Genomic DNA, 22,867 nt, shown 5'->3' with positions numbered 1-22,867 from the left:
ATTTGTGGGGTTTTTGTTGGTATTTCTCAATATAGTTGCATAGCTAATTAATTTAGGTTACACTAACCCCATGTTTGAACAATGCCTCTATTTCAATACCACCAGCCTAGCTCGTCAGCTTGAGCGGGAATGGACAAGTGCATTTAAACCATTTGGTCTAACGCCATCCCAGGCTTTTATGCTGAGAGTGGTTTTAGATAAAGCCCCGCTACTCCAAAGCGAGTTAGCCAAGGAGATGAATATCAGCCGTCCTACCGCTACTAGGGGCCTAGACGGCCTAGAGAGATTGGGCTTAATTAAACGTGCTGCGTCCGCTAGAGATGGTCGCGAACAAGAGATTCATCCCACCCCTAGCGCTACAAAGATCAAGGTGGACCTAAATGCTGCTAGTGCTGCCGTTACCAAGCGCATGAAGAAGTTATTGGGTAGTAATGAGTTTGAATCCGTTGTAACCCAAATGAGGACTATTACATCAGCCCTGAAGTAAGTATTGATTCGTGAGCTTTTTTATTTAAGTAATAGTTGCATAGCTAATTACTTTTAATTAACCAAGGAAATAAATATGCCCATCTTGAACGTAAAGGTCAGCGGCCAAAAGAATGCTGCCACCACCAAAGCAATACATGAACTACTGTTAGATCTGACTCACCGGATTCTGGGCAAGAAGAAGGAAGTAACTGCAATTGCGATTGACTATGTAGATCCTGAATGCTGGATGGTTGGCGGGAAGCTATCGAGCGATCAAAACATGAATAGCTTTTACTTTGATATCAAGATCACCGATGAAACCAATACCAAGCATGAGAAGGCTAAATACATTAAAGAGGCTTTTGAGGGCTTTGCTCGCATATTAGGCAACCTGCATGAAGAGAGTTATATCTACGTGCAGGATGTAAGGGCTGCCTCTTATGGATATGGTGGAAAGACCCAGGAATATCGATACCATCATTAGGCTATCACTAAGCCGCACTGGTCTTTATGCCCAATGTGTCATTGCGCCACCTTGGGCATAAATAAGCGTTTCTTTGCCTGTGGCCGTCAAGGGTGCGCAAGCCACCCCTTTGGGGTGCCCTTGACGGAAATAGACCGCCTGTACTCCACCCATTAAAAATCAATAAATGACTCATAAATAAGTCATTAATTCACTTAAGGACTTATTTATGAGTCATTTTTATTGACCAATGAGGTTTAAACAGGTATATTAGTGCCTTGTACTTAATGAACAGCATGAGGCAACTATGCGCGTAGATCAACAGCTATCTCTAGCATCAAAGCAACTTGGCCAATCCGCTGAAATAGCGCAATGCCTAGTTTCGTTGCGCCTTGCCCGTCATATTCGCCAAGGTGAGGCTGCGGTTCGCGCGGGCTTGTCTCGTGCAACTGCCCAACGCATTGAAAAGGGTGATCCTGGCGTTGCCATTGGCGCACTGCTACGTTACTTAGATGCAATCGCTCCAGGCATGACCTTATTGCAACTGTTAAGCGGCAATGATCCTGCGATCGCTGCCTTGGAGCGTCGCTCGCGCCCTCAACGCGTCCGTGACTTAAGTACGGCTGAAATGAAAGCGCTTGATTTCTGATGGCAAACACAACTAAGGACCTGTTTGTCTTTGCCAATCTTGATGGTGAATTTGTACCAGCAGGACAACTACAAGTAGATGAGGAAGGCTCAAGACTTATTGCCTCTTCATTTGCTTATGGCCTGCGCTACCTAGATAGGGGCAATGCACAGGAAATTGATCCTGTCGCCCTTAGCCTTAAGAATAAAAGCGAGATCAAAGGCAAGCGCCTCGTTCCACCAAATGGTCTAGAAGCTTTTGGCGGAATTCGTGATGCTGCTCCTGATTCTTGGGGAAGAAGAGTGATTGAAGCTAGGCTGAAGGTTCCAGCTAATAGCCTGCCAGAATCAACCTACCTACTTGAAGCTGGCAGTGATCGCATTGGGGCGTTAGATGTTCGAGCCTCCTTAGATCAAGAGGAGCGCCCTGCTCATGAAAGTATTCACAATCTGTCATACGTACTCGAGGGTGCGCAGAAGATTGAGGCTGGCTTACCAGTATCAGAAGCGTTATCGAGAATTTTGATTGTGGGTAGCGGCCTAGGGGGTATGCGCCCAAAGGCAAGCGTACGTGATGATGACAATATTTTATGGATGGCCAAGTTCCCAGGCAACACTGATGGAGTCTTAGATGTACCAAGCATTGAATACGCCACCCTCAAACTTGCAGAATTAGCTGGCCTCAATGTAGCGCAAACTCAATTAGAGCAAGTTGGCAAGAAAAAGGTGTTAATGGTCAAACGTTTTGATCGCTCTTGGACCGCTTCAGCTCGCTCAGTAGAGATTCGTCATCATGTGATTAGCGCCCTCACACTCGTTGCTTGCCACGAATCAGAGTCCAATACAAAAAGCTATATGGATATTGCAGATGCTATACGCAGATATTGCCTGGTTCAAACAGTCAAATCAGATGTAGAAGAACTATATGCACGCATGATCTTTAACCTTTTTGTTAGTAACGATGATGATCATCTACGCAATCATGCCTTCTTATGGAACCAGGAGCTTAAAGGCTGGAGCCTAAGCCCACTCTATGATGTGATGCCACATGCAGTCATCGCAAGTGAACGCTATCAACATCTAGGCATTGGACCTCAAGGCAAGCTAGCAACCCTAGATAATGCCTATGGGGCTAAAGAGCGCTTTGGTTTATCTGTGCAGCAAGCAAGCTCCATTATCGATCGTGTATGGCGAGTAACTAGGCAGTGGAAAACACACTTCGAAAGCCTTGGAATTCCTGCAGATCAAATTGAAGGAATCTCCCGGGCCTTTAGACACATTGATGATATTTGTAGTCCTGAATTAATCAAGACTCTAGCTAAAGGCTAATCACTTATTGAGAAGATCTTGCTAGGAAACTAGATTTCAACAATAAGCGATGGATTAAATTCTGGGTTTTCGGCGTGGTTAGATCGAACATAACCGCGAGGATTACAAACCACCCTAGTGCCATTCATTTCATAATCGCAGGAATCATGCGTATGCCCATGAATCCATAGAGACATCTTGCCAAAGAGGTGCGCCAACTCCGAAGAAAAGCAGGCGGACAATAAATCTTGCTTATAGCGCTCTGCAACTGAGCCCATTGAGGGTAGATGGTGCGTAACCACCACTGTCTTGCCATCAAATGGTCTCTCTAGCTCCTGCTGTAGCCAAGCCAATGATTTTTCATGTAATTGAATCGATTTTTTCGGGGAAAAATTTCTTCCTCCATCGCGTATTGCTCTAAAGTCATTTAAGTAAAGCTCGCCATACGATAAGCATTTAGACTTCAGATCCTGACCAAATAATAAAAAGTCAGTCCATAACGTAGCTCCCAAGAAGCGGATGGGGGCATTTGATTTTGGATCCTGTAGTTGCAGCACATCATCATCTAGAAAATGAATTCCGTTCTCAGTGGATGCGTTCCTCATCCGTTCAATGGCGTGAACACGCTGGGAACCATAGAACTCATGATTGCCAGCCACATAAATAATCTCTTGATTCGGAAACGATTTTCTAGCCCAAGTTATACCCTCGGAGCGCAGGCTAATATCACCGGCCAGGACAATAACATCTGCCACATTCAATGCAGGTGAAAAGTCGGCAAATTCTAAATGCAAATCACTTAGTACATGAATTTTCATAATTTAGATATGTCGCCATGATGATCTTGATATTGAGATCTAGTGTAGTCAATAAATTAACCATGACGTCCTACAAGGAATTGAGCTTGGCATTGACGTTAGCCTTGGGGGACTCTACATTATCAACACACTACTAAAAACCGTGTTCATCAAAAATGCATCAAGAACAAAACTATTTCTCGCTTGATTTAGAGCTCAATAATGCTCAAGATAATTCCACAGTAAATCCAAAGATCATTCAGGTCGGCATAGCCGTTGGCAATTACCATGACTATGTCAATCAATCCCTATCTATGTATAAATGGTTCTTAGATCCTCAAGAGCCTATTTTTGAGTTCATTACCCAATTAACGGGCATTTGTAATCAGGATATTTCTGACTATGCAGTTCCACATGAACAAGTAGCTAAAGAAATTGGTGAAATTATTACTAAGCGCAATTGCTTTGTTAATCCCATTACCTGGGGCGGTGGCGATTCACTTGAACTGAAATCTGAATTTAAAGATCGAGGTATCAGCTTTCCCCATTTTGGTCGTCGCTGGATCGATGTCAAAACTTGGTATAGCCTGCACATGCTTGCCATGGGCAAAAAACCCAGTGGCGGTCTATCCTCAGGTCTGGGTTCTTTTAAGCTTCAATTTGAAGGCAGCCCACATAGAGCGGATGTTGATGCTCTTAATACCTTGAGGCTTTTCTTTGAAATCCTTCACAGGCACAATCAGATTTATCAACTGGTAAACGATGCCAAGGCCTTGAAATAGCCGTGTCTATATACCTAAAAATAGGGTTATTTTGATTCTATAAGCACTTTTGTTGACATTAAACTATAATATATGCATAGTTGTTGACAATAATGGATAAATTGAGGCCCTATGAGCACTTCTGTTGACCAGCTACCCCTCTTGCTTTTTAGTTCAAGAGAAGACAAAACCAACGCCCAGAGAATTTCCCGCTTGGCTAGGTCTGGGCGTTTGCGTCAAATTTATCGCGGCATTTACACCAGCGACCTCAACAGCCCGCTCGAACAAATCATTCGGCCCAATTGGCGGCAAATTACCGAATATCTTTATCCAGGCTCTGTAATAGCTTACCGTTCTGCTCATCTTTGCAAACCAGATGATAGCGGCAATGTATTTTTAGTATCTGGCAATAGAGCACGTCAAATAGAATTTCCGGGGCTGACTCTAAATATCTTGCCAGGTCCTCCTGCAGTTCAATCGCGCAAGGATTCGCTTAACGATACCCCTTATGGAAAACTCTTTATATCCTCGGAGGCTAGGCGGCTGTTAGAGAATCTCTATAGCCGCAAAGGCTCAGATCTTCGCACTATGGGTCGCCCTTGGGTTGAGTCTTATTTAAGCAAGCTATGCACCATTCGTGGTGAACATAAGCTCAATGCACTGCGTGATGATGCTAAAGCTATTGCCCCTGAATTAGGTCTAGAGGTTCAATTTAAAACACTAAACACGATTGTTTCCGCCTTAATGCAAACTGGTAAGGCTCGCTCTTTAAGAGCAGCTGATGCATTAGCGCGCGCAGCTGGTAAGCCTTATGATCCTGATCGCATTGAGATCTTCGAAACTTTGTTTTCTGCTTTAAGAAAGCCTTTTCCCATCATTGAAGATCAGGCAAAAACGGGTAAAAGCGCCTTTAATTTCGCATTCTTTGAATCGTACTTTTCGAACTACATTGAAGGCACTACATTCACCGTCGAAGAGGCCTCCGAGATTATTTTCGATGGGAAGATGATTCCAAAACGAAATGAGGACTCACATGATGTACTTGGTACCTTTAAAGCAATCATGGAGCAACCCTTTCGCTCTAAGCCTCCAAAAGATGAAGATGATTTCTTAGCGTGGCTTTTGCAATGTAATCTCCAAATACTCTCTAGTCGTCCAGATAAAAATCCAGGCGAATGGAAAGAGCAAACTAACCAAGCGGGCAATACCATTTTTGTTCACCCAGAGCTTGTAAAAGGTACTTTGCGCGAAGGATTCAAGCGCGTCGCTTTACTAGAAGACCCTTTTGCGCGCGCATTGATGGCGATGTTTGTTATTACTGAAGTACACCCATTTATGGATGGTAACGGCCGAACTGCGCGCCTAACGATGAATACCTACCTAACTCAACATTCCGCCTCTCGCATCATTATTCCCACAGCTTATCGTGAGGAATATTTACTGCCATTAAAAGCGCTGTCTCAAAATAATGATCCCGATCCTTTCATTCGATCCATGACTCGCGCATGGCGTTGGACCGCTGGATTTGATTATTCGAACTTCCCGAATCTTTGGGAAAAAATGAAGGTTTGCAACGCATTTACAGACAACCCTTCACAGTATCAATTGCTTGATCCTCACGATATAAGCTAAGTTGTAGACCAAATAGGGCTATATCTGCTGTTTTGTAGACAAAATGAGGTGCTTATGGTGCCTAAAGATATTTCTGTCTACATGCCACTGATTTTGAGTGGCATGTAATTCAGACCTATCTATATCCCCATATTGCCTAAATGCTGGGCAATCCGATCCATCGGGTTTTCGGAGCTAGCCAGTGGCGCACCTAAGGTGGATGTTCGCGCCCGAATAGGTTGAAGTGTCTGCAGTGGCGTGATCTTTGCGTTGGCGAAGCTAGGCTCTGGCATCCCTATTGAGTCGTAGATGGATTCAATCGTAGATTGCCATTGCTCTGGTTTATTGGTTTGCACAAACACCTGCATGTAAAACGGATCAGTTAAATACTTGTAAAAGCATTGAGCCTTAGCTGAATGATCAATCTCATCTTCTCGAGAGTTTAAGTATTTGATGATTTGATGCTTAGCCTCTGAGATTAGTTCGGCAGGTTTCTTCTGCTTGGTAGTGAGCGCCATAGTGTTATCAACAAATTGACTCTCGATCTCATATTTACGTATGACATCTTGCAAGCTGACCACCTTAACTTGTAAATCTTCAACTTGCTTTTCTAGATCTCGCTTTTCATTAATGATCTTTTGGATCCGTTCGCAGCCACGCTTTGACTTGATGTCGCCAGAGGCTTCTTCATTAGGCTTGTTATTGTTCTCGGGGCTCGAATCCTCAGCTCCAGGGTTCAACACCCGATTGATGAATTCTTCTGCGCTTTCAGTCTGAATGGCTGGCTGTGGGAGTACATCTACAGTGATGGCAGCTGGTGCAGGCAATAACTCTCCCAGGTCATAAGCTTGAGGCTCTAGTTCGCCTTCAGGAGCGGTCATCATGGCAGGTACCTGCACCTCTCCCTTGACTGGAGCAAAGATTGGCTCAACCTCTGAATCCTCTAACTCTTCTCCCTCTTCAATATCCTCAGATATTTGAGCAAGAGATGCGCTGGGCTTGGTTGCTTTACTAAGGTCATCAAGCAAGCTTGTGGCCTGACTTTTAGGCTCTGCTTTTTGTGCCCTGAGCGCCTTTTGCTTTTCAGCTTCCTGCTCTTTAGCTAATTTGGCAACTGCTTGCTCTTGAGCTTTTTTTACCTTTTCTTCATCGGATACCTTCTGAGCTGCCGCTCTTTCTGCTAACTTCAGATCACGCTCTTCTCTTGCCTTTATTCGCCTGGCGTGTACTTCAGCCGCATGTTTGTCTTCAGCCTCTTTTCTCAAGCGCTCGCGTTCTTTTAGCTCTTCCCTATTTTGAGCTCTTTGAATGGATCCACCATTGCTGAGAACCTCTGATTTAAAGCCAGTTACCTCATTTGCTACCTGCGTCATTGCTGATCTCCTCTTTTAATGAATTACGCTCGCTACTTATCTCGTTATTGACTCTTCGTTGCCCCTCCGAAAATAGATTGACTCCAAAGTTGGGGTCGACATATCCCTCCGCTTGCTTTTCTACATTCGGTATAAATAGATTTGAATCGATACGATCGTCATATCGCAAGATAGTTTCCCGTAGGAGATTACGGATATGTTCGTAATCCATTCCTCTAGCTTGTAGGTTTTGAATTTGAATTGATAGATTCGTAATCATTGGCAGGACTTTCAACCAACCTTCTTTTTCTTCTATGCCATCCGGTGCACCGGTAGTGCCCGCTCTGATTCTGAGATCGACCATGTCAAAGATTCGATCTTTGGTAAGTGTTGGCCAGTCATAGGTTTTCTCTTTTGTGATGGTGAGTCGGCCATCGACCATGGTCGTTCTAGTAATTGGCGCACCCATATAGCGCTCTACCTGTTCACTTGTAAGTTCTTGCAATAGAATCTGGGCGCTGTATTGCGCTATCTCTTGCAGCCAATCTTCTATCTGGTCTTTGAATTCGAATACGCGTCCCGATAAGGCTCTTTGCAAAATATTGGCTTCGGTTGCTGTCTTGGGTCTGACCACTGTAGAGCGCGCAGCATCTTGCAAGCCTGTGACTTGCTCCCAGTCATAGCGCACTGCACTGGTGTCATAGACGATCGGGTCGATCTTAGGGTGACCTCTGGGAATAATCACCTGGTTAAGAGGCTTGCCTTCGGTATCGACAATTGTGATCTCGCCAAATCGAGAATCAGAATGCTTCTTGATCGTCTTCTCATTGATATCAGCGGAGGCCACCCATCCTGGAATACAAAGATCTCTATGCTGATTGAATCGATCCCGCGCTTCGTTATGCTCATCTTGTAGTCGTTCAGTTAGATCCACTAGGCTTGGACCAACAAACTGGCCATCAACTACCTGATAAGGCAATAGAAAGAATGGATACCAGCGCTCTCCAGCCCTAGGTGGTGAATAGGGTTCCCGTAACCATTCGGTCCCGCCCTCCACCATTGTGTATACGCGCTGAGTAGTTCTATCCCAGATCTCTAGGACAGCTATTTGCTGGTCGTCTGTAACTGGTCCAGCCTCCAGTTGCATTGAGGCTAAGCGCTTGGCCTTCTTATGTGATAGTTCTCCTTGTCCTGGTTGGTAGATCATTGCATTCGCAAGATTCTTTTTATACAGAGCTTCAGCTTGGGATCGTTTCATGGGAATGACTTGGCACATCCAGTCTGCATCGGTGTAATCCCAGAACTCACAGATGGAAGGGTCAATCAGGAGGTTTTCCGTGAGGACTCTATCAATAACGAGACCTTCAGCTGCCCAAACCTCAGATTGCTCTCGCCCTCCCAACAATTGCTCTTCTAGCTCAGAGAGCTTTTCTTCATGACGATTTCTTTGGCTAGCGTCTTGAAGATCTTGTTGGAGATCTTGTGTAGCGAGCAGGTTCTCTTGTTGGTCGTTAATGCGGTTCTGAATAAATGCATCGCTATGAACATCCCTCTGATACATCACCTTTAGGATGCCGAAGCTACAGGTAAGCGCTGCCCTTACGGTCGACTTGGCTCGATTCTTAAGTTGAGCATGCTCTAACGCTCTATTGGTTACTTTCTCAAGGGTGCTGCAAAAGAGTTTGATATCCGCGCCCGCATGGGCTGGAGTGATTGAGATCTCTGGATTGCGCGCATAGACGTTAGGCAAGACTGCCGAGATAGTTCCGTGAATTAAGTTGGCTCTAAGGCCGTAAAATTCCTTACCAGCAGGATCAGCATTCCAATTGAAGCCGGCGACTGTATTGCGGTTGTGCTTTACGCGCTTATGAAAGATAGCCCAGTGAGTGCGCGCATGTTTGATGCGGGCATTCCACTTTTGTTGAAGAGCTTTGGAGTCTTGGGGCACTCATTAGTTATAAGGCCGAATTTTTCAACAAATGAATTTATTTTGGATAAATAACGACAGACCGCTTTCGACCCATTTGAGACACTCAAAGCAACAAAAAACCCGCCGTAGCGGGTTAATTGTTTAAGGTCAAATGAACCTCTTTAGAGACCCACCGTGTAAGTAGCCATTACAGTCGTTGATGCTGTGGCTTGATATGACTCTTGACGATAGATACCAGTTACACCAAAACGCTGATTCTTCTCCACATCATAACCAGCCCCTAACATGGCTGTTGGACGAGTCTTAACAGGGTTAGGATTGAAGTTCACTGGAGCAATTGCGCCAATCGATGCGTTGGTTGCGTTATATGAACCATTACTTGTATTGGTATCCGTCTCTACACCAGCACTAGCAAACAAGGTTGTTTGTGGAATGCCTTTGTATTGAGCGCCAACGCCAGCTAAAGCAGTTGTGGCGTTGGTATTGAGTGCTGAATATGAGAGTGGTGCTGTAACAGTGCTTGATGCGCCTTCGGTGTAACCACCCATATTATTTTGTGTGTAACGAATCCCAACATATGGAGAAACCACTACTTGGTCAGTAATGCCAAAGCCATACTTGGCAGTTACTTGGGCACCTTGGCTATTGATTTGCGAAGAGCCAGAACCAGCCTCAGAAGCGGTTGCGCCAGAACCAACTACACCGCGAGTCATGGTGGTGTTCTTTTGACCGTAAGCAAGAGATGCTTTAACTTCTGTGCCAGTACCATCCTGCTTTTCATTCCAAGCAGCAAACAAGCCAAGCAATGGTGTGTTGTTGCCCAAGTTAATACCAGCACCAGCATTATTGACTGATAAGTTCTGATCGGCATAGCCACCCACACGCACATTAGCCATCGCACGATAAGCAGCAATTAATAAGGCGCTGGTGTTATTCAGGCCATTAGCAGCCGATACAGCAGTATTACGGCCACCACCAGAAACGCACACATCATTAGCGCCAAACACATTGCAGTCATAAGAAAAGCTATTGGCTAAGACTGAGTTTTGTAATGTGTAGGTGCCTTGTAGTGTACTAGCAGCATTAACGAGGGATTGGTTGGTGTTGGCGACTGAGGGGCCGGTGTAAATACCGGAAATAATCAAATCCCAAATACTGCCTGAGCTATTACTTAACACCCAAGAAGCAGAGCCATAGGTGCCCGTGGTGCTCATGAGATTGCTAGAAGTAATGCCAGTTAATACAGAGGCGTAAGTGCCATTACGAACTGTTGAACCGGAGTATATGCCGAAGGTAGTAGTGCCTGTGGCACTGGTTACCGCTAACCTACCAAAGGATGTCGGACTGCTGATGATGTTGTTGTAGTTAGCTGGAAGAGTGCCGTAATAAGTCAATGCACCAGATACATTTCCTGCGCCTTGCGAATTATTAAGTGTGCCAATGCTGCCCGTATTGACAATCGAATAGCCACCGCTCGAGCTACCCGCAATGGTACCCGTGTTAGTAATTACTGTAATAGTGGCAGCACCACCCTGAAGATTATTCGAGGCATTAATAATTCCATTTCTATTGTCGCCATCCACACCAATGCTGCCGCTATTGACCAAACTTCCTATAGTGCTGCCAACGTTGAGAATGCCTGCCGCTACATTTGTATTCCCTGCAGTGACCGCGTCTATATTCGCAGTAGAGGTAATGCTAATTAGTCCCGTGTTATTTATAAAATGTATGCTTCCCGCATTGTTATTTTGAATGCCATATCGATCCGATGTAATTGATCCTGAGTTATTGATCGCCCCTATTAAATTACCATTTACATAGGAACCAGTACCATGGTTATAAATGCCAATTGCGTCATAAGGGCCGTATGGAGCACCGTCTGCAATGGTGTGACTATTACCGTAAGCAGAAATGGTACCAATGTTGTCTATACGATATATAGTAGCTATTCCACTGCCATTAGAGCCGTTATTGATCCCTCTGGAGGTGCCAAAGCCATTATTACTAACAGTAATGGCTCCACTATTTTTTAATAATCCAACGGCATTACAACTTACATCATCGTTCGCACCCCCACAGGTATTAAGACCAATAGTCCCGAAGTTAGAAATACCATAAGCGTTACCTGTTGCAATGTTAGTTCCCACTGCAGAGATCTGGCCAGCGGCTGTATTGATCAAGGTTTTAAGCGTGCTTGCTTGAATTTGATATATACCTACAGCATATATTGCCGATGTATCAGCCGTGCTTTGAGTAGAGGTATTCGTTACTGAAATACTGCCACTATTTGTTAAGGCATTAATAGTTTTATTGGCAGTCCCAATATTTATTCCAAAAGGTTTATTGATTGACCCTGTCAAATTAGAAATTAAAACGCTACCAGAATTTAAAAGGTTTCCAGCAATATTCGCACTTGAATCAATGCCAAAATTGCTAGCGCCTGATCCCGTGTTGATAATTGTTCCGGCATTATTTAAATTACTTGTATCAGCATTGATTAATAATGGTCCATCACACGTGGAGGCTGTCGCCGTTGAGGTATTAGATGTGCAGCTAGCTGCATTTACCCAAGAGCTCACTGCTCCCAATAATAAAGCCAGTACAACAAGAAATAATTTTTTAAATGAGGTATTCATAATGCCCTAAAAATTAAGTTAATTTGATCATTTGAGCGCCTATCAACCCAAAGCAGATAATTGGAAGAATTAATCTCACTATTTTTTGTTTGCAGATTTTGCTGGGGAGTTCGCCTTTAGACAGCTTAGTGAACCCAACGAATTTGCCTCATAGACCCATTTACCGTCAACCTGCTTTCTAGATGCTGTTTCAGGCATTAGCACATAGCAAATGACATCATCAGACTGGTCGTAGAGTTTATAAATTCCGGCCCCTGGCTGGCCTGCCTCAAAGGTAGCAATGTATTGCATTTGTGTCTTTTGTACTGGTTTGTTACTTTGAGCAACAACACCAAATGAGGTAATGCAAGTAACAGCAGTAATTAAAAGTTTATACAGTTTCATGTTTAAAAACTGATCCCTAAGCCAGCACTAGTAACAACACCACCAAATGATGTGGTTCCAGCTGCAATCTTTAATACAGTAGACTGGGTCAGCCTTGCTTGTGCTCCAACTGAAATGGCGCTTGCACTCACATAGTTACCCACACCAACACCAACGCTAAAATTCTTACCCGATTCAATGGCGGGAATGCCAGCAATCGCACTGGCACCAGCAATACCACGCTGAGCAATTAGATTGTTTTGATTTACTTGAGACTGAATGCCATTAATCTGATTTTGAATTCCGTTAACTTGATTCTGAAGTGCAGGTGATGCGCCTCCAGAATTGGCAATCAACTGATTCACTTGACCCAAATTAACGGCATCAGTTAAGGCGGTTGCAGCAGCAACATTCTGTAATTTATTATTGTTAAAGCTAACAGTTGAGGTACCCACCCCGCTCGCTTGGTTACCAACAGTAACAGTCGAATTTGCCGCAGAACCAACTGTAGTGTTGCCAGTGGTAGTAAGTGTTCCAGCCTGAACTACCCCAGTAGTTTGAATAGTCCCAGAACCAGCATTCAGACTACCTACGGTTGCTGCGCCCGTAACACCCAGAGTACCGCCAACTGATGCGTTACTGATAATAGTGGCGCTATTGAGGGTGGCCTCACCTGTTGTGGTCAAAGTACCTGTTCCAATATTTCCGGTATTGACTATGCCTTGATTGGAATACAAAACACCATCTACCTGAACATTAACAGGGGTTACCCCTACTACACCTGCATTGCTAATCGTTGTGCCCCCAAGATGAATATCCGCTCCGCCAGGGGCTTGACCATCAGTCGTGATACGGTCATAAATACCACTAGATGCTCCATTAGCGCCAGATACCATTTGAATAGCATTAGCACCAATTGAAACTACATTAGTATTGCCTAAAATTTTCCCTGCAACTGAGAGATTGCCGCCAACTGAAGCATTATTTGCAATCGCTGCACTGTTTAAAGTAGCGGCACCTGTAGTACTTAAAGTATCTGTCACTACATTACCGGTATTTGTAATCCCATTAGTTACGCTTGCGCCAATGACTGCCAAGGTACCGCCTAAGGTCGTTGCGGAATTTGTATCACCGATTACGATCGCATTATCAGCTGATGCTATTACCCCATAACCTATCGCTACGGATTTGATTCCCGTTGCACTTGAGTTAGCACCAATAGCAATTGCACCACTATCACCTGTTAAAGTGCCAGCCGTAGAACTAACACCTAAAGCAATCGTATTAGCGCCGTTGGCTTTTGAGCCCGCACCAGTTGCAGTTGAGCCATAACCACTGGCTGATGAGCCTACACCAGTTGCAGTGGAACCGTCACCACTGGCTGTTGAGGCTACTCCGGTTGCAGTGGAACTGTCACCACTGGCTGATGAGATTACGCCAGTTGCAGTGGAACCGAGGCCGGTAGCACCTGAGCCCTCACCAGTTGCAGTGGAACCGAGGCCGGTAGCACCTGAGCCCTGACCAGTTGCAGTTGAATAATCCCCGCTGGCTTTTGAGTTCACACCAGCAGCAGTAGATTTTTCTCCACTAGCTTCTGAGCCCGCACCAGTTGCAGTGGAGTAGTAGCCACTAGCTGTTGAGGCTACTCCGGTTGCAGTGGAACTATTACCAGTGGCGCGTGACAATAAACCAGTCGCAGTGGAATTACCGCCACTGGCTGATGAACGCACACCAGTTGCAGTAGAGCTAATGCCACTAGCTTCTGAGCCCGCACCAGTTGCAGTAGATTCTATGTTGCTAGCTTTTGAGCCCTGACCAGTTGCAGTGGAAGAACCGCCAGTTGCTACAGAGCTCATACCAGTTGCAGTGGAGCTATCGCCAGTGGCAACTGAGGCCTGACCAGTTGCGGTGGAACTGGGGCCATAGGCTACTGAGTTATTACCAGTTGCAGTAGAATTACGATCACTTGCTGTTGAGCCCACACCAGTTGCGGTGGCGGAAGTGCCGCTGGCTTCTGAGCCCGCACCAGTTGCGGTGGAATTAGAGCCACTAGCAGCAGAGTTCATGCCAGTTGCAGTCGAAAAATAACTACTTGCTGCTGATCCAAAGCCACTTGCTGTTGAACCGTCACCACTAGCATTAGAGTTCTGACCATTTGCAGTGGAGAGGAAGCCACTAGCTGTTGAGGCTACTCCGGTTGCAGTGGAACTATTACCAGTGGCGCGTGACAATGAACCAGTTGCAGTGGAATTACCGCCACTGGCTATTGAGCCCGCACCAGTTGCAGTGGAATTAGAGCCACTAGCAACAGAGTTCATACCAGTTGCAGTGGAGAGGAAGCCACTAGCTGTTGAATCTACTCCGGTTGCAGTAGAACTACTACCACTTGCATTAGAGTTCTGACCAGTTGCAGTGGAATAATCGCCAGTGGCAAATGAGCCCTGACCAGTTGCGGTGGCAGAAGTGCCGCTGGCTTCTGAGCCCGCACCAGTTGCGGTGGATAAGTCGCCACTAGCTGTTGAGCCCTGACCAGTTGCAGTGCAATCTAGTCCAGAACAGGATTGAACTTGAGAAAATACATTACTAGATAAGCTCAAGCCAATAAAGAATGAAGTGGTATAAATCAACGCGGATTTTTGTAGCAGAAAAAGTTTCATCGCAACCTTTTGAACGATTAAATTCCACATTAGCATGGTCGGTAATAGTGAATCGCGTGATCCTCGCACAGAAAACGTTGATTTTTGCCTCACCTTTGTTCTAGTTTTAGCGTTAGCAAAAGCCATATATTCAGGGCCTAAAGGCGTAATTATTGGGAGGTCAGATTTTTGTTCTAGTTATATTTAGCAAGTTTTACTAAACCTCCCTACAATCGGCTTATGAAATACGATCCGAGCTCCTATTCCAAAAAGTCACAACAACAGCGTTCGTTAAAAACGATTGAAGATATTTTGGATGCAGCTGGCAAACTATCTAACCATGACAGCCTAGAGGAGCCCAGTGTTCGGGCGCTCTCATCTAAATCGGGATATGCCCTTGGCACTATCTATCGCTATTTTGCTAGTTTTGATGATATTTATTTACAGTTATTTTTGTGGCGTAGAAAAAAAACAATTGGCAGTCTGATCAAGCTAGTTCAGTCTCACGAGCCACATAGATCATTAACTGAATTAATTACAAACATTGTCCAAGTTGGCATCCAAGAATGCAGTAGCAAGCCCAAGGCCATTCTGAAGATGGCTATACGACAGTTTTTTAAACATTCCAAAGAACCAGAAAAGTTCAACACACTGATGGATGAGTTGATTGCACCTTTTCTAGAGGCTCAAAAAAGAGACCAAACTAATACATTTAGAGTTACTTCAGAAGACGATATGCGCTTCCAAGTAAGAGCCCTTCAAATGGCAATTCGAAATCCTTTTTTTGAAGGTGACCCCATTGCTGGTGCTGACGAACACCGGCGCCTAGCGATTGAGATGGGCGTCAGGCTTCTTGGTAAACCTGGTATCTAGGTTCATCTAACTTTGCGATATTTCTTAAGCAATACCCAACTCAGATACATAACAATCAAACAGTTTATTAACAGAATGGCCACGGCTAATGGTGAGTTAGTCTGTATGAATACATGCATTTCTAGTGGGATATAAATACATCCACTCAGTATTGCCAATACTTCAGCCCAGCTTTTATTAAACCAAATCCCCACACCTTCAACCCAGCGAAGAGCGCACATGCTTAACGCCACAAATGCTCCTAAAAGAAATTGCTCCTGCGTAATGCTGCCCAACCAATTGCTAATTAACTGAAACACTGGATCTTGGTTACCTAAGTGGATAATGCCAGTAAAACGATTGGTCGCATCCTCAGTACCATTTCGCCAAACATCAAGTAGAGCTAATCCGACCCCTAAAGCCAGTGCACCCCTGAGGAACTTCAATCCAGCAATCGTTTTAAGTCCTAGGGATTTCATTCACAAAATATACAGGCATTGCCAACTTCGTGTAGCCACATGCCTTATGGGTAGCTATGACTGGTATTGGCCTTGATTTCAACCCGCCGATCAGGCGCCACAAAAAAACTTAACTGAACGGCAGAAATGGGATGTAAAGCAGACTTTTCGTTTATCAAACAACAGTATCGGCAACTCTTCTCGCCCGCATCACCCCGTATCTAGTTGCATCCCAAGCATGGTCCTCTGCGTCGGTATCGACATCTTCCGGATTCAATGAATCTGGTGGCAGTTGGGGGATGGTTCTTAACCAATGCTTACAAGTTGAGAAGATCTTGAGTCTATCCTCAGCTAGTAGTCGGATGATTTCTTGTGCGCCGTTTACTCTGCTTCTAGGGGCGTTGTAGGCTTCGGTCCATTTCACTCCTTTATCCCTGAAGATCTGGCCGATGGATCGCTCTGCGCCAATTTTTGAGAAGATAGATGGGTCAGCTAAGTTCATGCGGTATTCATAACCAAGTCGTTGGTCATGAATTTCTATCTTTTTGATCTTCTCCGCCACAACCGTTGCATCCTCTCTAGTGCCGGTATTTTCTTTATCACCGTATCCATAGAGCTCTCTCCATAAGTAATAGATTCCATCATTGGATAAAGCAAACCAGTAAACGGCATATGGCCTAGCGTATCCCCAATCCATGGAACGCCATACCTTCCATGTCGGTGGAATGGCAAATGGCTCAATGACGTGTTTAGAGGGTTGCCACACACCTTCCAAGAAACTTCCCACGTGGATATCCCAATCTCCTTCTAACCAGGCTCTACGCCTGTTTGGATCGCTTAGCGACTCTAGGCTCATGAGGTAGTTAGGGTCATTTTTTAGAAGATGGGTGTTCTCATAAATGGTGGAATGTATTCGCACTCTTGGTAGTGCGCCCTCTTGCTTGATGATTTGTCCCGCCGGGATAGCTCCAATCTGAAAGCGCTCCTTTACAGATGCATGCCCTACTCCAAATGGATTGCATGTTGCCCTCACCATCCTTGGCATTCCAGGGTGTGATGACCTGCAGGTTGAATGCATGGCTTCGTAGAAAGATAGGTTCCGCCAGTTAGTTAACTCTTCAAATCCAAGCCATGGGTACTCATGGCCGTGATAATTCCAGTAGTCGTCCTCGTTAGCGCCATACCGAAAGTACAGCATCTCTCCTGTAGGCCATTTCCATACATAGTCAGATTCATTGAACTTGGCACCCGGGAAGATTTGATAGAACCAGCGCTTACTCTTGGCTACTACGTCAGCCAACTGGGGATAAGTCAGGCGAAAAAGTGTTCCGCGCCAATGATCGCCAAAACCTCTGCCTACATGCTGGGCATAGCTCATAAGTAAGGTATCGGTCTTACCTCCTCCTCTGGTGCCTTCGAGCAATACCTCATACACAGGACATGTCAGAAATAAAGTCTGACTGCCGGGCAATGGTGCCCAGACGGTTTTCATTGGTTAGGTTTAGCGGGTTAATGCTTGGGCTGAGCAGATCTCTCCCAGTCCTCAACACTCATCGCACTGGGAACTACAAGTACTCCGCTCTGCAGCGGGGCACCGTCTTTGCCCGTATGCTCAATTGCAGATAGACGTGGATGTATATATGGCGCCGCATGCCTTCCAACGGTAGCGGCCATGTTTAGTAGCTTAATTCGAGCTTCACTTGCCGACTCTTTTTCACCAAGATCTTCTTCACGCACATTGCTGGCATGCTCATATAGCTGGTGCATTACCTTCATCATGACTTCTAATGGAGTGATTCCCTGGGTAGCCACTGCTTCGGCTATCTGACGGGTCCGCTTAGTTAAGCTGCCAGTCTTTCGCCCCGCCCCAGGTCTAGCTCCACCCTTTGATTTCTTTTGATTGTTTTCAATCATGGAAGCCTGATCATTGTCAGAAGATGAGGTTGAAGCGCCACTGAATCACCGATAGGGTCTTCAAACTCAATGATGATTCTTTGAAACAGATCAAATCGGCTTTGAGCACCGCGATGCTTAACCACCGTGCCTATGCGTCCACTTGGCGTCTTCACAATCGAGCCAATAGGAAAGTCTTCCATATCAGGTAGTTGAATGACGCCCGCCATGGCTTGGCTTGATTGCTTAGCCTGCATTAACTACCTCCTGACGCTTGCGTAGTTCTGCGAAGATTCTAGTTTTGAAGGCGTCATAGCTTTCCGAACCCTGAGCTCGCATGCCCAATTCCCTACCCTTAGCATCTATCCCTTCGTTACTTTTCCACCAGATATCTTCAACTGGGTTGATGGCTTGACTCTTTCTTCGCATGCCCTTCAGAATGGCCATCACAAATCCCACATTAATCGGTGTTGAGCTTGAGGCGCGCCTCCTGGTATCTTTAGCCTGCAAGATGGCGTCAGCCACTTCCTTTCCAGAAATATCCAACCTAAGCATCTCGTTGATGCGTTCATCATCAAGGGGGATATTGATACCCTCCTTTGCAAAAAGTTGAACTATTTGAGCTGGGCTTAGATTGCCCTCTCCTTCATTTTTCTTTTCTACCCCATTGTTTTGTTTGTCTGGTGTATGGAGATTGGTGTTTGGTGTCTGGTGTTTGGTGTCTGGTGAGCATTGCGCTGGCAATGCGTTCGCATTGCGATCGCATGAGGAAATAGTCGTACTGTCAGACAGTATTTGCTCTGCTGATAACGACTGCCAGCGACCTTCCGCGCTCCTTCTGGCTTTGATTTGGCGATCCTTGAACCTTGCTATTTCATGGTCGCAGCGCTCTTGCCTCCAGCCATCATCCGTAAGGGTAAAAAATTCATTGAGCACTGAGATCACTGCGTTTTTTTCCTCCTTAGATCTTGCATTGATCAATCTTTGGACAAACTTCACATCCATGGGAAGTGGTTTCTCGGTAGCGTAGTACTTTCTAATCAGGCGACTATAGGTAGCGTCCTCGATAAAGGTGAGATGGGCTGTTGCTTCTGCGTAATCTCCAATGTGATGCTCGTAGTAATTCATTTAAAAACAGTCTCCGTAGCGTTCTTTTTCTTACGTAAATTATTTAATGCAAGAGATGAATCTAACAATCGGAAAGCGTATCGTCAAACGTGTTTTTTCTGAATTTATTTTGAATTTATTTATCTACTAATTCGCTGTAATCCTTCTTTAAGAAATTTGAGTTACTTAAATAATTCTTTTGAAGTGTTAATTGATCTATGTATGTCCATCAATCTCCTGATGCCATCGGAAATTACTGACAAGGCTGTAGCCTATTACTGGATTGGGTTGTAGCACTTATATGAATAAATATTTTTTTGTAGGCCAAAAATAATTTGTGTTCGGAGGATGGGTATTGACTTTTGATTGACCATCAAAATTTCATTGACTACATTGCTCTTCAGTAGCACACATATTCATACATAACATGACAAGATGGAGAACAATTTGATGGTAGCAATTCGGCTTTACAGTTTGTACCGTTCTTACGGTTACACGAAGATGAGTTCAGCAAAAATGGCTTTGCAGGTATATCGAAAAAATATGAAGCGCGTCCGTCAAGGAGGTCGTCATGAGTAATTCAAATTCAGAAGTGATCTTAATGAGAATTCCACAGATTCTGGAAGTCATGCCAATTTCAAAATCCAAGTTTTGGCTAATGGTTCAGAAAGGCGAGTTCCCTAAGCCGATCAAGATTGGAAGATCCTCTTTTTGGACTATTGAGCAGGTTCAGACCTTTATCCGAGAAAAGACAAGGCAATCAAGCCATTGAAATAAGGGCTTTTCCTCAGATTTTCCAAGGGAGAAGCCCTTTATATCAACCGCTTATTGAAAATCTGCTTTCTTAGCCGTCTGATAGACCTGATCCTATAACTGGATCTTCGAGCTCATCACTCTCTATGAGAGGTGTAATTCCTATTGGTAAAGCCTCTACTCCGCTAAGCCTCTTATTTATTTGTCGAGTACGCACATCAACAGCATCAAAGGATTTAGTGGCCGCTTCTAATTTCTTCTTCGTAGCATCAATAACATCACCAAATTTACTAAATTCCGTTTTAATTTGACCTAAAGTGTTCCAAATCTCAGATGAGCGTTTTTCAATAGCGAGAGTTTTAAATCCCATGTGCAAGCTATTGAGCATTGCAGAAAATGTAGATGGCCCAGCTACTGTTACACGAAAGTCTCTTTGTAGTGACTCTAAAAGACCTTGGCGACGCATTACTTCAGCATATAGCCCCTCAGTAGGCAAGAACAGAATTGCAAAGTCAGTTGTATACGGGGGCTCAACATACTTCTCTCGTATTGTTTTAGCCTCACTCTTAATGCGACTTTCGAGAGCCTTAGCACTTGACTCTATTTCCACTAAATCAGCACGATCCTGCGCATCCATTAGGCGCTGATAATCTTCGACTGGAAACTTGGCGTCGACTGGCAACCATACTGGAGAATTTGCATCTTGCCCCGGCAGGCGAATAGCAAATTCAACTAAGTCTCTGCTGCCAGGTCTCGTAGAGATATTCTTAGAATACTGATCAATCGTTAAGGTTTGCTCAATTAAAGCACCAAGCTGCACTTCACCCCATGTGCCACGAGACTTCACATTGGTGAGAACTCGCTTCAGATCACCCACTCCGGTTGCTAAGGTTTGCATTTCACCAAGACCTCGGTGAACTTGCTCCAAACGTTCTGATACCTGCTTAAAGGACTCGCCCAAGCGCTGCTCGAGTGTGGCATGCAGTTTTTCATCAACTGTTTTGCGCATTGCCTCAAGCTTTTGTGCCGAGTCAGCCTGAATTTCTCCTAAGCGTTGATTGAGGGTAGTGCTCACCTGATTACCAGTTGCTTGTAATTGCTGAGTGATCGTCGTACCCATACTGGTAAGACGACTATTGAGATCTGTTCGTAACTCCGTGCTTGCGTTGGTGCTGGCTAATTGCATAGATTCACGTTCGGTTCTGGTATCTGCAATTAATTGACTAATCTTGGCATCCAGCACTCGAATCACCTCGCGCTCAAGATTGGTCATGGCAGCGCGTATCTCAGTCATCGTTGTGCCTTGAGCGCCTAGCTGCTCTCGAACGGACCCCTCCAAACGCGAAAGATCAACTCTTAATTGCGCTAGCTCTTGACCAATATTCTGATCAAGATTTAGCTTGCTTAACTTTAGCCATACCGCAACCACTAATATTGCGAGAATCCCAAAACCGATGTAGATCTCTAACATGCCTACCCCTACCCTTATTTATATTAAGTCTCTTGCGAATCTGAATTACGACCTTGAGAAACCTTCTTGCGCATGAATGCTGGCTTAACTGCTTCTTCCATCATGCAGAACGACATGGAATCATTTAAATCAGCCACACGATTCTTAAGCTTATCAGAGGAATACATCAATTCCTTTTCCATTGCATCATGATCACGCCTTTCCAAGAGCTTACGCAGGTAACTGACTGTTTCTACCAACCAAGGGTTCTCTCTGGAACGCTCCTCTAGCTTACCCATCAGCCGCTCCACAGTTGACCAGTTGCGATCGCGCACATGTACGCGGGCCTCTCGCTGGATATCGGCTGACTCCACCTCATTAAAGCGGCGAGCCACCAATTCATCTTCTTGAGCCAACCGATAGTCGGCTAGAGATGCCACTTTAAGCTGCGGAAGACTCACCGCGAACTCATGCTCAATACCATCTTTATCTTTCGCCAATATCGTGCAATGCAGAACTGAGCCATTATCTTGTAGGTGAATAACTTCAGACATTGACAGTGAGATTGCCATCCAAACTTCTGACCCTTGCGCAATGGCTGGCAAGCAATATTGACCTCCAGTATTTTTTACATAGTCATTTCGCACTTTGATCTGACCCATACTTGGCAATAGCGGTGTTGTTAACTTAATACGCAAATCATGCCAAACTAGACTGGTTAGGAATCCGAGCTCCGCATCAAAAGATTCTGCAAGATCCTCGGCACGCTGGCCATACCAACTATTACCTTGACCGGCCGTTGCAATTCCAGTCATCAGCTCTTCATTAAAATCAAGACCTATACCTACTGTAGAGGTGGTGACTCCAGCACTTGCTAGCTCTCTCACCTGCTCATAGATTGATTCACGCTCTTGTAAGCCTCGGTTGGCATGGCCGTCAGATAACAAGATTACGCGACTGACCATACCGTGACCTGCTCGGGGCGCTAATGTTTCAGCACCCTTAAGCCAGCCACCATGTAAGTTAGTCATACTACGAGGCTGAATGCCTTCCAAACGAATAGGCAACAAGGTTTTAGCCATACGAGCAGACATGGTTTCCAGCAGGACTTCAACTTGATCATCGTAGATCACAACAGAGACCCAATCTTCATCCTTTAGGCGAGACAATAAGTCCAGGGCACAGCGTTTAGCTTCAGTAAGCCTTCCCTCCCCCATAGAGCCTGAGCGATCAATCACTAGCGATACCGCAAGCGGAGTTCTATTGGCCTGCATATGAATTTCTTGCATAGGTGCTCGTAGACGCAGTAACACATCTAAACTCTCGCCAGAATTACTTGCCATTACCTGTTTGCGAGTTCCTAGGACCACTTCTAATTCTCTGCCATTAATCATGATTTCTC

The 22,867-nt window shown here is 45.0% G+C and carries 22 protein-coding genes; 9 read left to right on the top strand and 13 right to left on the bottom strand.

Translation table 11 applies throughout. The features are described from left to right. Positions 1 to 70 precede the first annotated feature (70 nt). The 4 genes from C2747_RS03000 to C2747_RS02985 all read left to right on the top strand — a co-directional run bounded on the left by C2747_RS03000 (position 71) and on the right by C2747_RS02985 (position 2,887). Positions 71 to 487: a MarR family winged helix-turn-helix transcriptional regulator gene (locus C2747_RS03000; protein ID WP_215332302.1), complete on the top strand. Its 417-nt coding sequence runs from the start codon at positions 71 to 73 to the stop codon at positions 485 to 487. 75 nt (positions 488 to 562) lie between these two features. Continuing rightward, complete coding sequence (locus C2747_RS02995) at positions 563 to 952, top strand: tautomerase family protein (RefSeq protein ID WP_215332301.1); 390 nt, start codon at positions 563 to 565, stop codon at positions 950 to 952. A gap of 286 nt (positions 953 to 1,238) precedes the next feature. Beyond that, positions 1,239 to 1,580 (top strand): helix-turn-helix domain-containing protein, encoded by a 342-nt coding sequence (locus tag C2747_RS02990; protein ID WP_215332300.1) that lies wholly within the window; start codon positions 1,239 to 1,241, stop codon positions 1,578 to 1,580. Then, on the top strand, positions 1,580 to 2,887 hold the full coding sequence (locus tag C2747_RS02985; RefSeq protein ID WP_215332299.1) for a type II toxin-antitoxin system HipA family toxin: 1,308 nt from the start codon (positions 1,580 to 1,582) through the stop codon (positions 2,885 to 2,887). Before C2747_RS02990 ends, C2747_RS02985 begins: the two co-directional genes overlap by 1 nt. A 29-nt stretch (positions 2,888 to 2,916) precedes the next feature. On the opposite strand, the gene C2747_RS02980 is transcribed toward C2747_RS02985, so the two are convergent. After that, a complete protein-coding gene (locus C2747_RS02980; protein WP_215332298.1) occupies positions 2,917 to 3,684 on the bottom strand; it encodes a metallophosphoesterase in 768 nt (255 codons plus the stop codon). 155 nt (positions 3,685 to 3,839) lie between these two features. Here C2747_RS02980 and C2747_RS02975 point away from each other — a divergent pair, with 155 nt between their 5' ends. Further along, positions 3,840 to 4,445 carry a 3'-5' exonuclease gene (locus C2747_RS02975; protein WP_215332297.1) on the top strand — a complete coding sequence of 202 codons (606 nt, stop codon included), beginning with the start codon at positions 3,840 to 3,842 and terminating at the stop codon, positions 4,443 to 4,445. A gap of 111 nt (positions 4,446 to 4,556) precedes the next feature. Beyond that, the gene (locus C2747_RS02970; protein WP_215332296.1) at positions 4,557 to 6,056 is read left to right on the top strand and encodes a Fic family protein; all 1,500 of its coding nucleotides are present in this window, start codon (positions 4,557 to 4,559) and stop codon (positions 6,054 to 6,056) included. Between the two features lie 119 nt (positions 6,057 to 6,175). On the opposite strand, the gene C2747_RS02965 is transcribed toward C2747_RS02970, so the two are convergent. From C2747_RS02965 to C2747_RS02955, 3 genes are all read right to left on the bottom strand, one after another. Beyond that, positions 6,176 to 7,408, bottom strand: coding sequence for a hypothetical protein (locus tag C2747_RS02965; RefSeq protein ID WP_215332294.1), 1,233 nt, complete (start codon positions 7,406 to 7,408; stop codon positions 6,176 to 6,178). After that, on the bottom strand, positions 7,389 to 9,335 hold the full coding sequence (locus tag C2747_RS02960) for a hypothetical protein (RefSeq protein WP_215332292.1): 1,947 nt from the start codon (positions 9,333 to 9,335) through the stop codon (positions 7,389 to 7,391). The genes C2747_RS02965 and C2747_RS02960 overlap by 20 nt, the downstream gene beginning before the upstream one ends. A 143-nt stretch (positions 9,336 to 9,478) precedes the next feature. Beyond that, the gene (locus C2747_RS02955; protein ID WP_215332290.1) at positions 9,479 to 11,677 is read right to left on the bottom strand and encodes a beta strand repeat-containing protein; all 2,199 of its coding nucleotides are present in this window, start codon (positions 11,675 to 11,677) and stop codon (positions 9,479 to 9,481) included. On the opposite strand from C2747_RS02955, the gene C2747_RS02950 reads away from it, so the two are divergent. Then, a complete protein-coding gene (locus C2747_RS02950; protein ID WP_215332288.1) occupies positions 11,661 to 11,963 on the top strand; it encodes a hypothetical protein in 303 nt (100 codons plus the stop codon). The genes C2747_RS02955 and C2747_RS02950 overlap by 17 nt on opposite strands. A gap of 68 nt (positions 11,964 to 12,031) precedes the next feature. On the opposite strand, the gene C2747_RS02945 is transcribed toward C2747_RS02950, so the two are convergent. Together C2747_RS02945 and C2747_RS02940 are read right to left on the bottom strand one after the other, a co-directional pair. Next, positions 12,032 to 12,337: a hypothetical protein gene (locus tag C2747_RS02945; protein ID WP_215332286.1), complete on the bottom strand. Its 306-nt coding sequence runs from the start codon at positions 12,335 to 12,337 to the stop codon at positions 12,032 to 12,034. A 2-nt stretch (positions 12,338 to 12,339) separates the two neighbouring features. Beyond that, on the bottom strand, positions 12,340 to 14,973 hold the full coding sequence (locus C2747_RS02940) for a beta strand repeat-containing protein (RefSeq protein WP_215332284.1): 2,634 nt from the start codon (positions 14,971 to 14,973) through the stop codon (positions 12,340 to 12,342). 219 nt (positions 14,974 to 15,192) lie between these two features. Between C2747_RS02940 and C2747_RS02935 the strand changes: the two genes are divergently transcribed. Beyond that, a complete protein-coding gene (locus C2747_RS02935) occupies positions 15,193 to 15,825 on the top strand; it encodes a TetR/AcrR family transcriptional regulator (protein ID WP_215332282.1) in 633 nt (210 codons plus the stop codon). A 2-nt stretch (positions 15,826 to 15,827) separates the two neighbouring features. Here C2747_RS02935 and C2747_RS02930 read toward each other — a convergent pair whose 3' ends face one another. The 5 genes from C2747_RS02930 to C2747_RS02910 form a co-directional block, all read right to left on the bottom strand. Then, entirely contained in the window at positions 15,828 to 16,283 is a 456-nt protein-coding gene (locus C2747_RS02930; RefSeq protein WP_215332280.1) for a DUF2127 domain-containing protein, read from the bottom strand. 154 nt (positions 16,284 to 16,437) lie between these two features. Next, positions 16,438 to 17,754, bottom strand: coding sequence for a terminase family protein (locus C2747_RS02925; RefSeq protein WP_215332278.1), 1,317 nt, complete (start codon positions 17,752 to 17,754; stop codon positions 16,438 to 16,440). Between the two features lie 17 nt (positions 17,755 to 17,771). Next, positions 17,772 to 18,176 (bottom strand): hypothetical protein, encoded by a 405-nt coding sequence (locus C2747_RS02920; protein WP_215332276.1) that lies wholly within the window; start codon positions 18,174 to 18,176, stop codon positions 17,772 to 17,774. Beyond that, on the bottom strand, positions 18,173 to 18,412 hold the full coding sequence (locus C2747_RS02915) for a hypothetical protein (protein ID WP_215332274.1): 240 nt from the start codon (positions 18,410 to 18,412) through the stop codon (positions 18,173 to 18,175). Before C2747_RS02915 ends, C2747_RS02920 begins: the two co-directional genes overlap by 4 nt. Next, entirely contained in the window at positions 18,402 to 19,283 is an 882-nt protein-coding gene (locus C2747_RS02910; protein ID WP_215332272.1) for a YdaU family protein, read from the bottom strand. The genes C2747_RS02915 and C2747_RS02910 overlap by 11 nt, the downstream gene beginning before the upstream one ends. A gap of 550 nt (positions 19,284 to 19,833) precedes the next feature. On the opposite strand from C2747_RS02910, the gene C2747_RS02905 reads away from it, so the two are divergent. Beyond that, on the top strand, positions 19,834 to 20,034 hold the full coding sequence (locus C2747_RS02905; RefSeq protein WP_215332270.1) for a helix-turn-helix transcriptional regulator: 201 nt from the start codon (positions 19,834 to 19,836) through the stop codon (positions 20,032 to 20,034). A gap of 72 nt (positions 20,035 to 20,106) precedes the next feature. Here C2747_RS02905 and C2747_RS02900 read toward each other — a convergent pair whose 3' ends face one another. Both C2747_RS02900 and C2747_RS02895 read right to left on the bottom strand, forming a co-directional pair. Further along, positions 20,107 to 21,486, bottom strand: coding sequence for a DNA recombination protein RmuC (locus C2747_RS02900; protein ID WP_215332268.1), 1,380 nt, complete (start codon positions 21,484 to 21,486; stop codon positions 20,107 to 20,109). A 23-nt stretch (positions 21,487 to 21,509) separates the two neighbouring features. Further along, positions 21,510 to 22,859 carry a vWA domain-containing protein gene (locus C2747_RS02895; RefSeq protein WP_215332266.1) on the bottom strand — a complete coding sequence of 450 codons (1,350 nt, stop codon included), beginning with the start codon at positions 22,857 to 22,859 and terminating at the stop codon, positions 21,510 to 21,512. Positions 22,860 to 22,867: the final 8 nt, after the last annotated feature.

Source organism: Polynucleobacter corsicus (assembly GCF_018688255.1).
Taxonomy (GTDB): Bacteria; Pseudomonadota; Gammaproteobacteria; order Burkholderiales; family Burkholderiaceae; genus Polynucleobacter; species Polynucleobacter corsicus.
The sequence above is the reverse complement of the archived record's forward strand: the minus strand, read 5'-3'. Positions and strand labels throughout refer to the sequence as shown.

What these genes read in the sequence shown, in the direction of transcription:
- C2747_RS03000 (WP_215332302.1), top strand. Translation starts at nt 71, where the DNA reads ATGTTTGAACAATGCCTCTATTTCAATACCACCAGCCTAGCTCGTCAG.
- C2747_RS02995 (WP_215332301.1), top strand. Translation starts at nt 563, where the DNA reads ATGCCCATCTTGAACGTAAAGGTCAGCGGCCAAAAGAATGCTGCCACC.
- C2747_RS02990 (WP_215332300.1), top strand. Translation starts at nt 1,239, where the DNA reads ATGCGCGTAGATCAACAGCTATCTCTAGCATCAAAGCAACTTGGCCAA.
- C2747_RS02985 (WP_215332299.1), top strand. Translation starts at nt 1,580, where the DNA reads ATGGCAAACACAACTAAGGACCTGTTTGTCTTTGCCAATCTTGATGGT.
- C2747_RS02980 (WP_215332298.1), bottom strand. Translation starts at nt 3,684, where the DNA reads ATGAAAATTCATGTACTAAGTGATTTGCATTTAGAATTTGCCGACTTT.
- C2747_RS02975 (WP_215332297.1), top strand. Translation starts at nt 3,840, where the DNA reads ATGCATCAAGAACAAAACTATTTCTCGCTTGATTTAGAGCTCAATAAT.
- C2747_RS02970 (WP_215332296.1), top strand. Translation starts at nt 4,557, where the DNA reads ATGAGCACTTCTGTTGACCAGCTACCCCTCTTGCTTTTTAGTTCAAGA.
- C2747_RS02965 (WP_215332294.1), bottom strand. Translation starts at nt 7,408, where the DNA reads ATGACGCAGGTAGCAAATGAGGTAACTGGCTTTAAATCAGAGGTTCTC.
- C2747_RS02945 (WP_215332286.1), bottom strand. Translation starts at nt 12,337, where the DNA reads ATGAAACTGTATAAACTTTTAATTACTGCTGTTACTTGCATTACCTCA.
- C2747_RS02940 (WP_215332284.1), bottom strand. Translation starts at nt 14,973, where the DNA reads ATGAAACTTTTTCTGCTACAAAAATCCGCGTTGATTTATACCACTTCA.
- C2747_RS02935 (WP_215332282.1), top strand. Translation starts at nt 15,193, where the DNA reads ATGAAATACGATCCGAGCTCCTATTCCAAAAAGTCACAACAACAGCGT.
- C2747_RS02930 (WP_215332280.1), bottom strand. Translation starts at nt 16,283, where the DNA reads ATGAAATCCCTAGGACTTAAAACGATTGCTGGATTGAAGTTCCTCAGG.
- C2747_RS02925 (WP_215332278.1), bottom strand. Translation starts at nt 17,754, where the DNA reads ATGAAAACCGTCTGGGCACCATTGCCCGGCAGTCAGACTTTATTTCTG.
- C2747_RS02920 (WP_215332276.1), bottom strand. Translation starts at nt 18,176, where the DNA reads ATGATTGAAAACAATCAAAAGAAATCAAAGGGTGGAGCTAGACCTGGG.
- C2747_RS02915 (WP_215332274.1), bottom strand. Translation starts at nt 18,412, where the DNA reads ATGCAGGCTAAGCAATCAAGCCAAGCCATGGCGGGCGTCATTCAACTA.
- C2747_RS02910 (WP_215332272.1), bottom strand. Translation starts at nt 19,283, where the DNA reads ATGAATTACTACGAGCATCACATTGGAGATTACGCAGAAGCAACAGCC.
- C2747_RS02905 (WP_215332270.1), top strand. Translation starts at nt 19,834, where the DNA reads ATGAGTAATTCAAATTCAGAAGTGATCTTAATGAGAATTCCACAGATT.
- C2747_RS02900 (WP_215332268.1), bottom strand. Translation starts at nt 21,486, where the DNA reads ATGTTAGAGATCTACATCGGTTTTGGGATTCTCGCAATATTAGTGGTT.
- C2747_RS02895 (WP_215332266.1), bottom strand. Translation starts at nt 22,859, where the DNA reads ATGATTAATGGCAGAGAATTAGAAGTGGTCCTAGGAACTCGCAAACAG.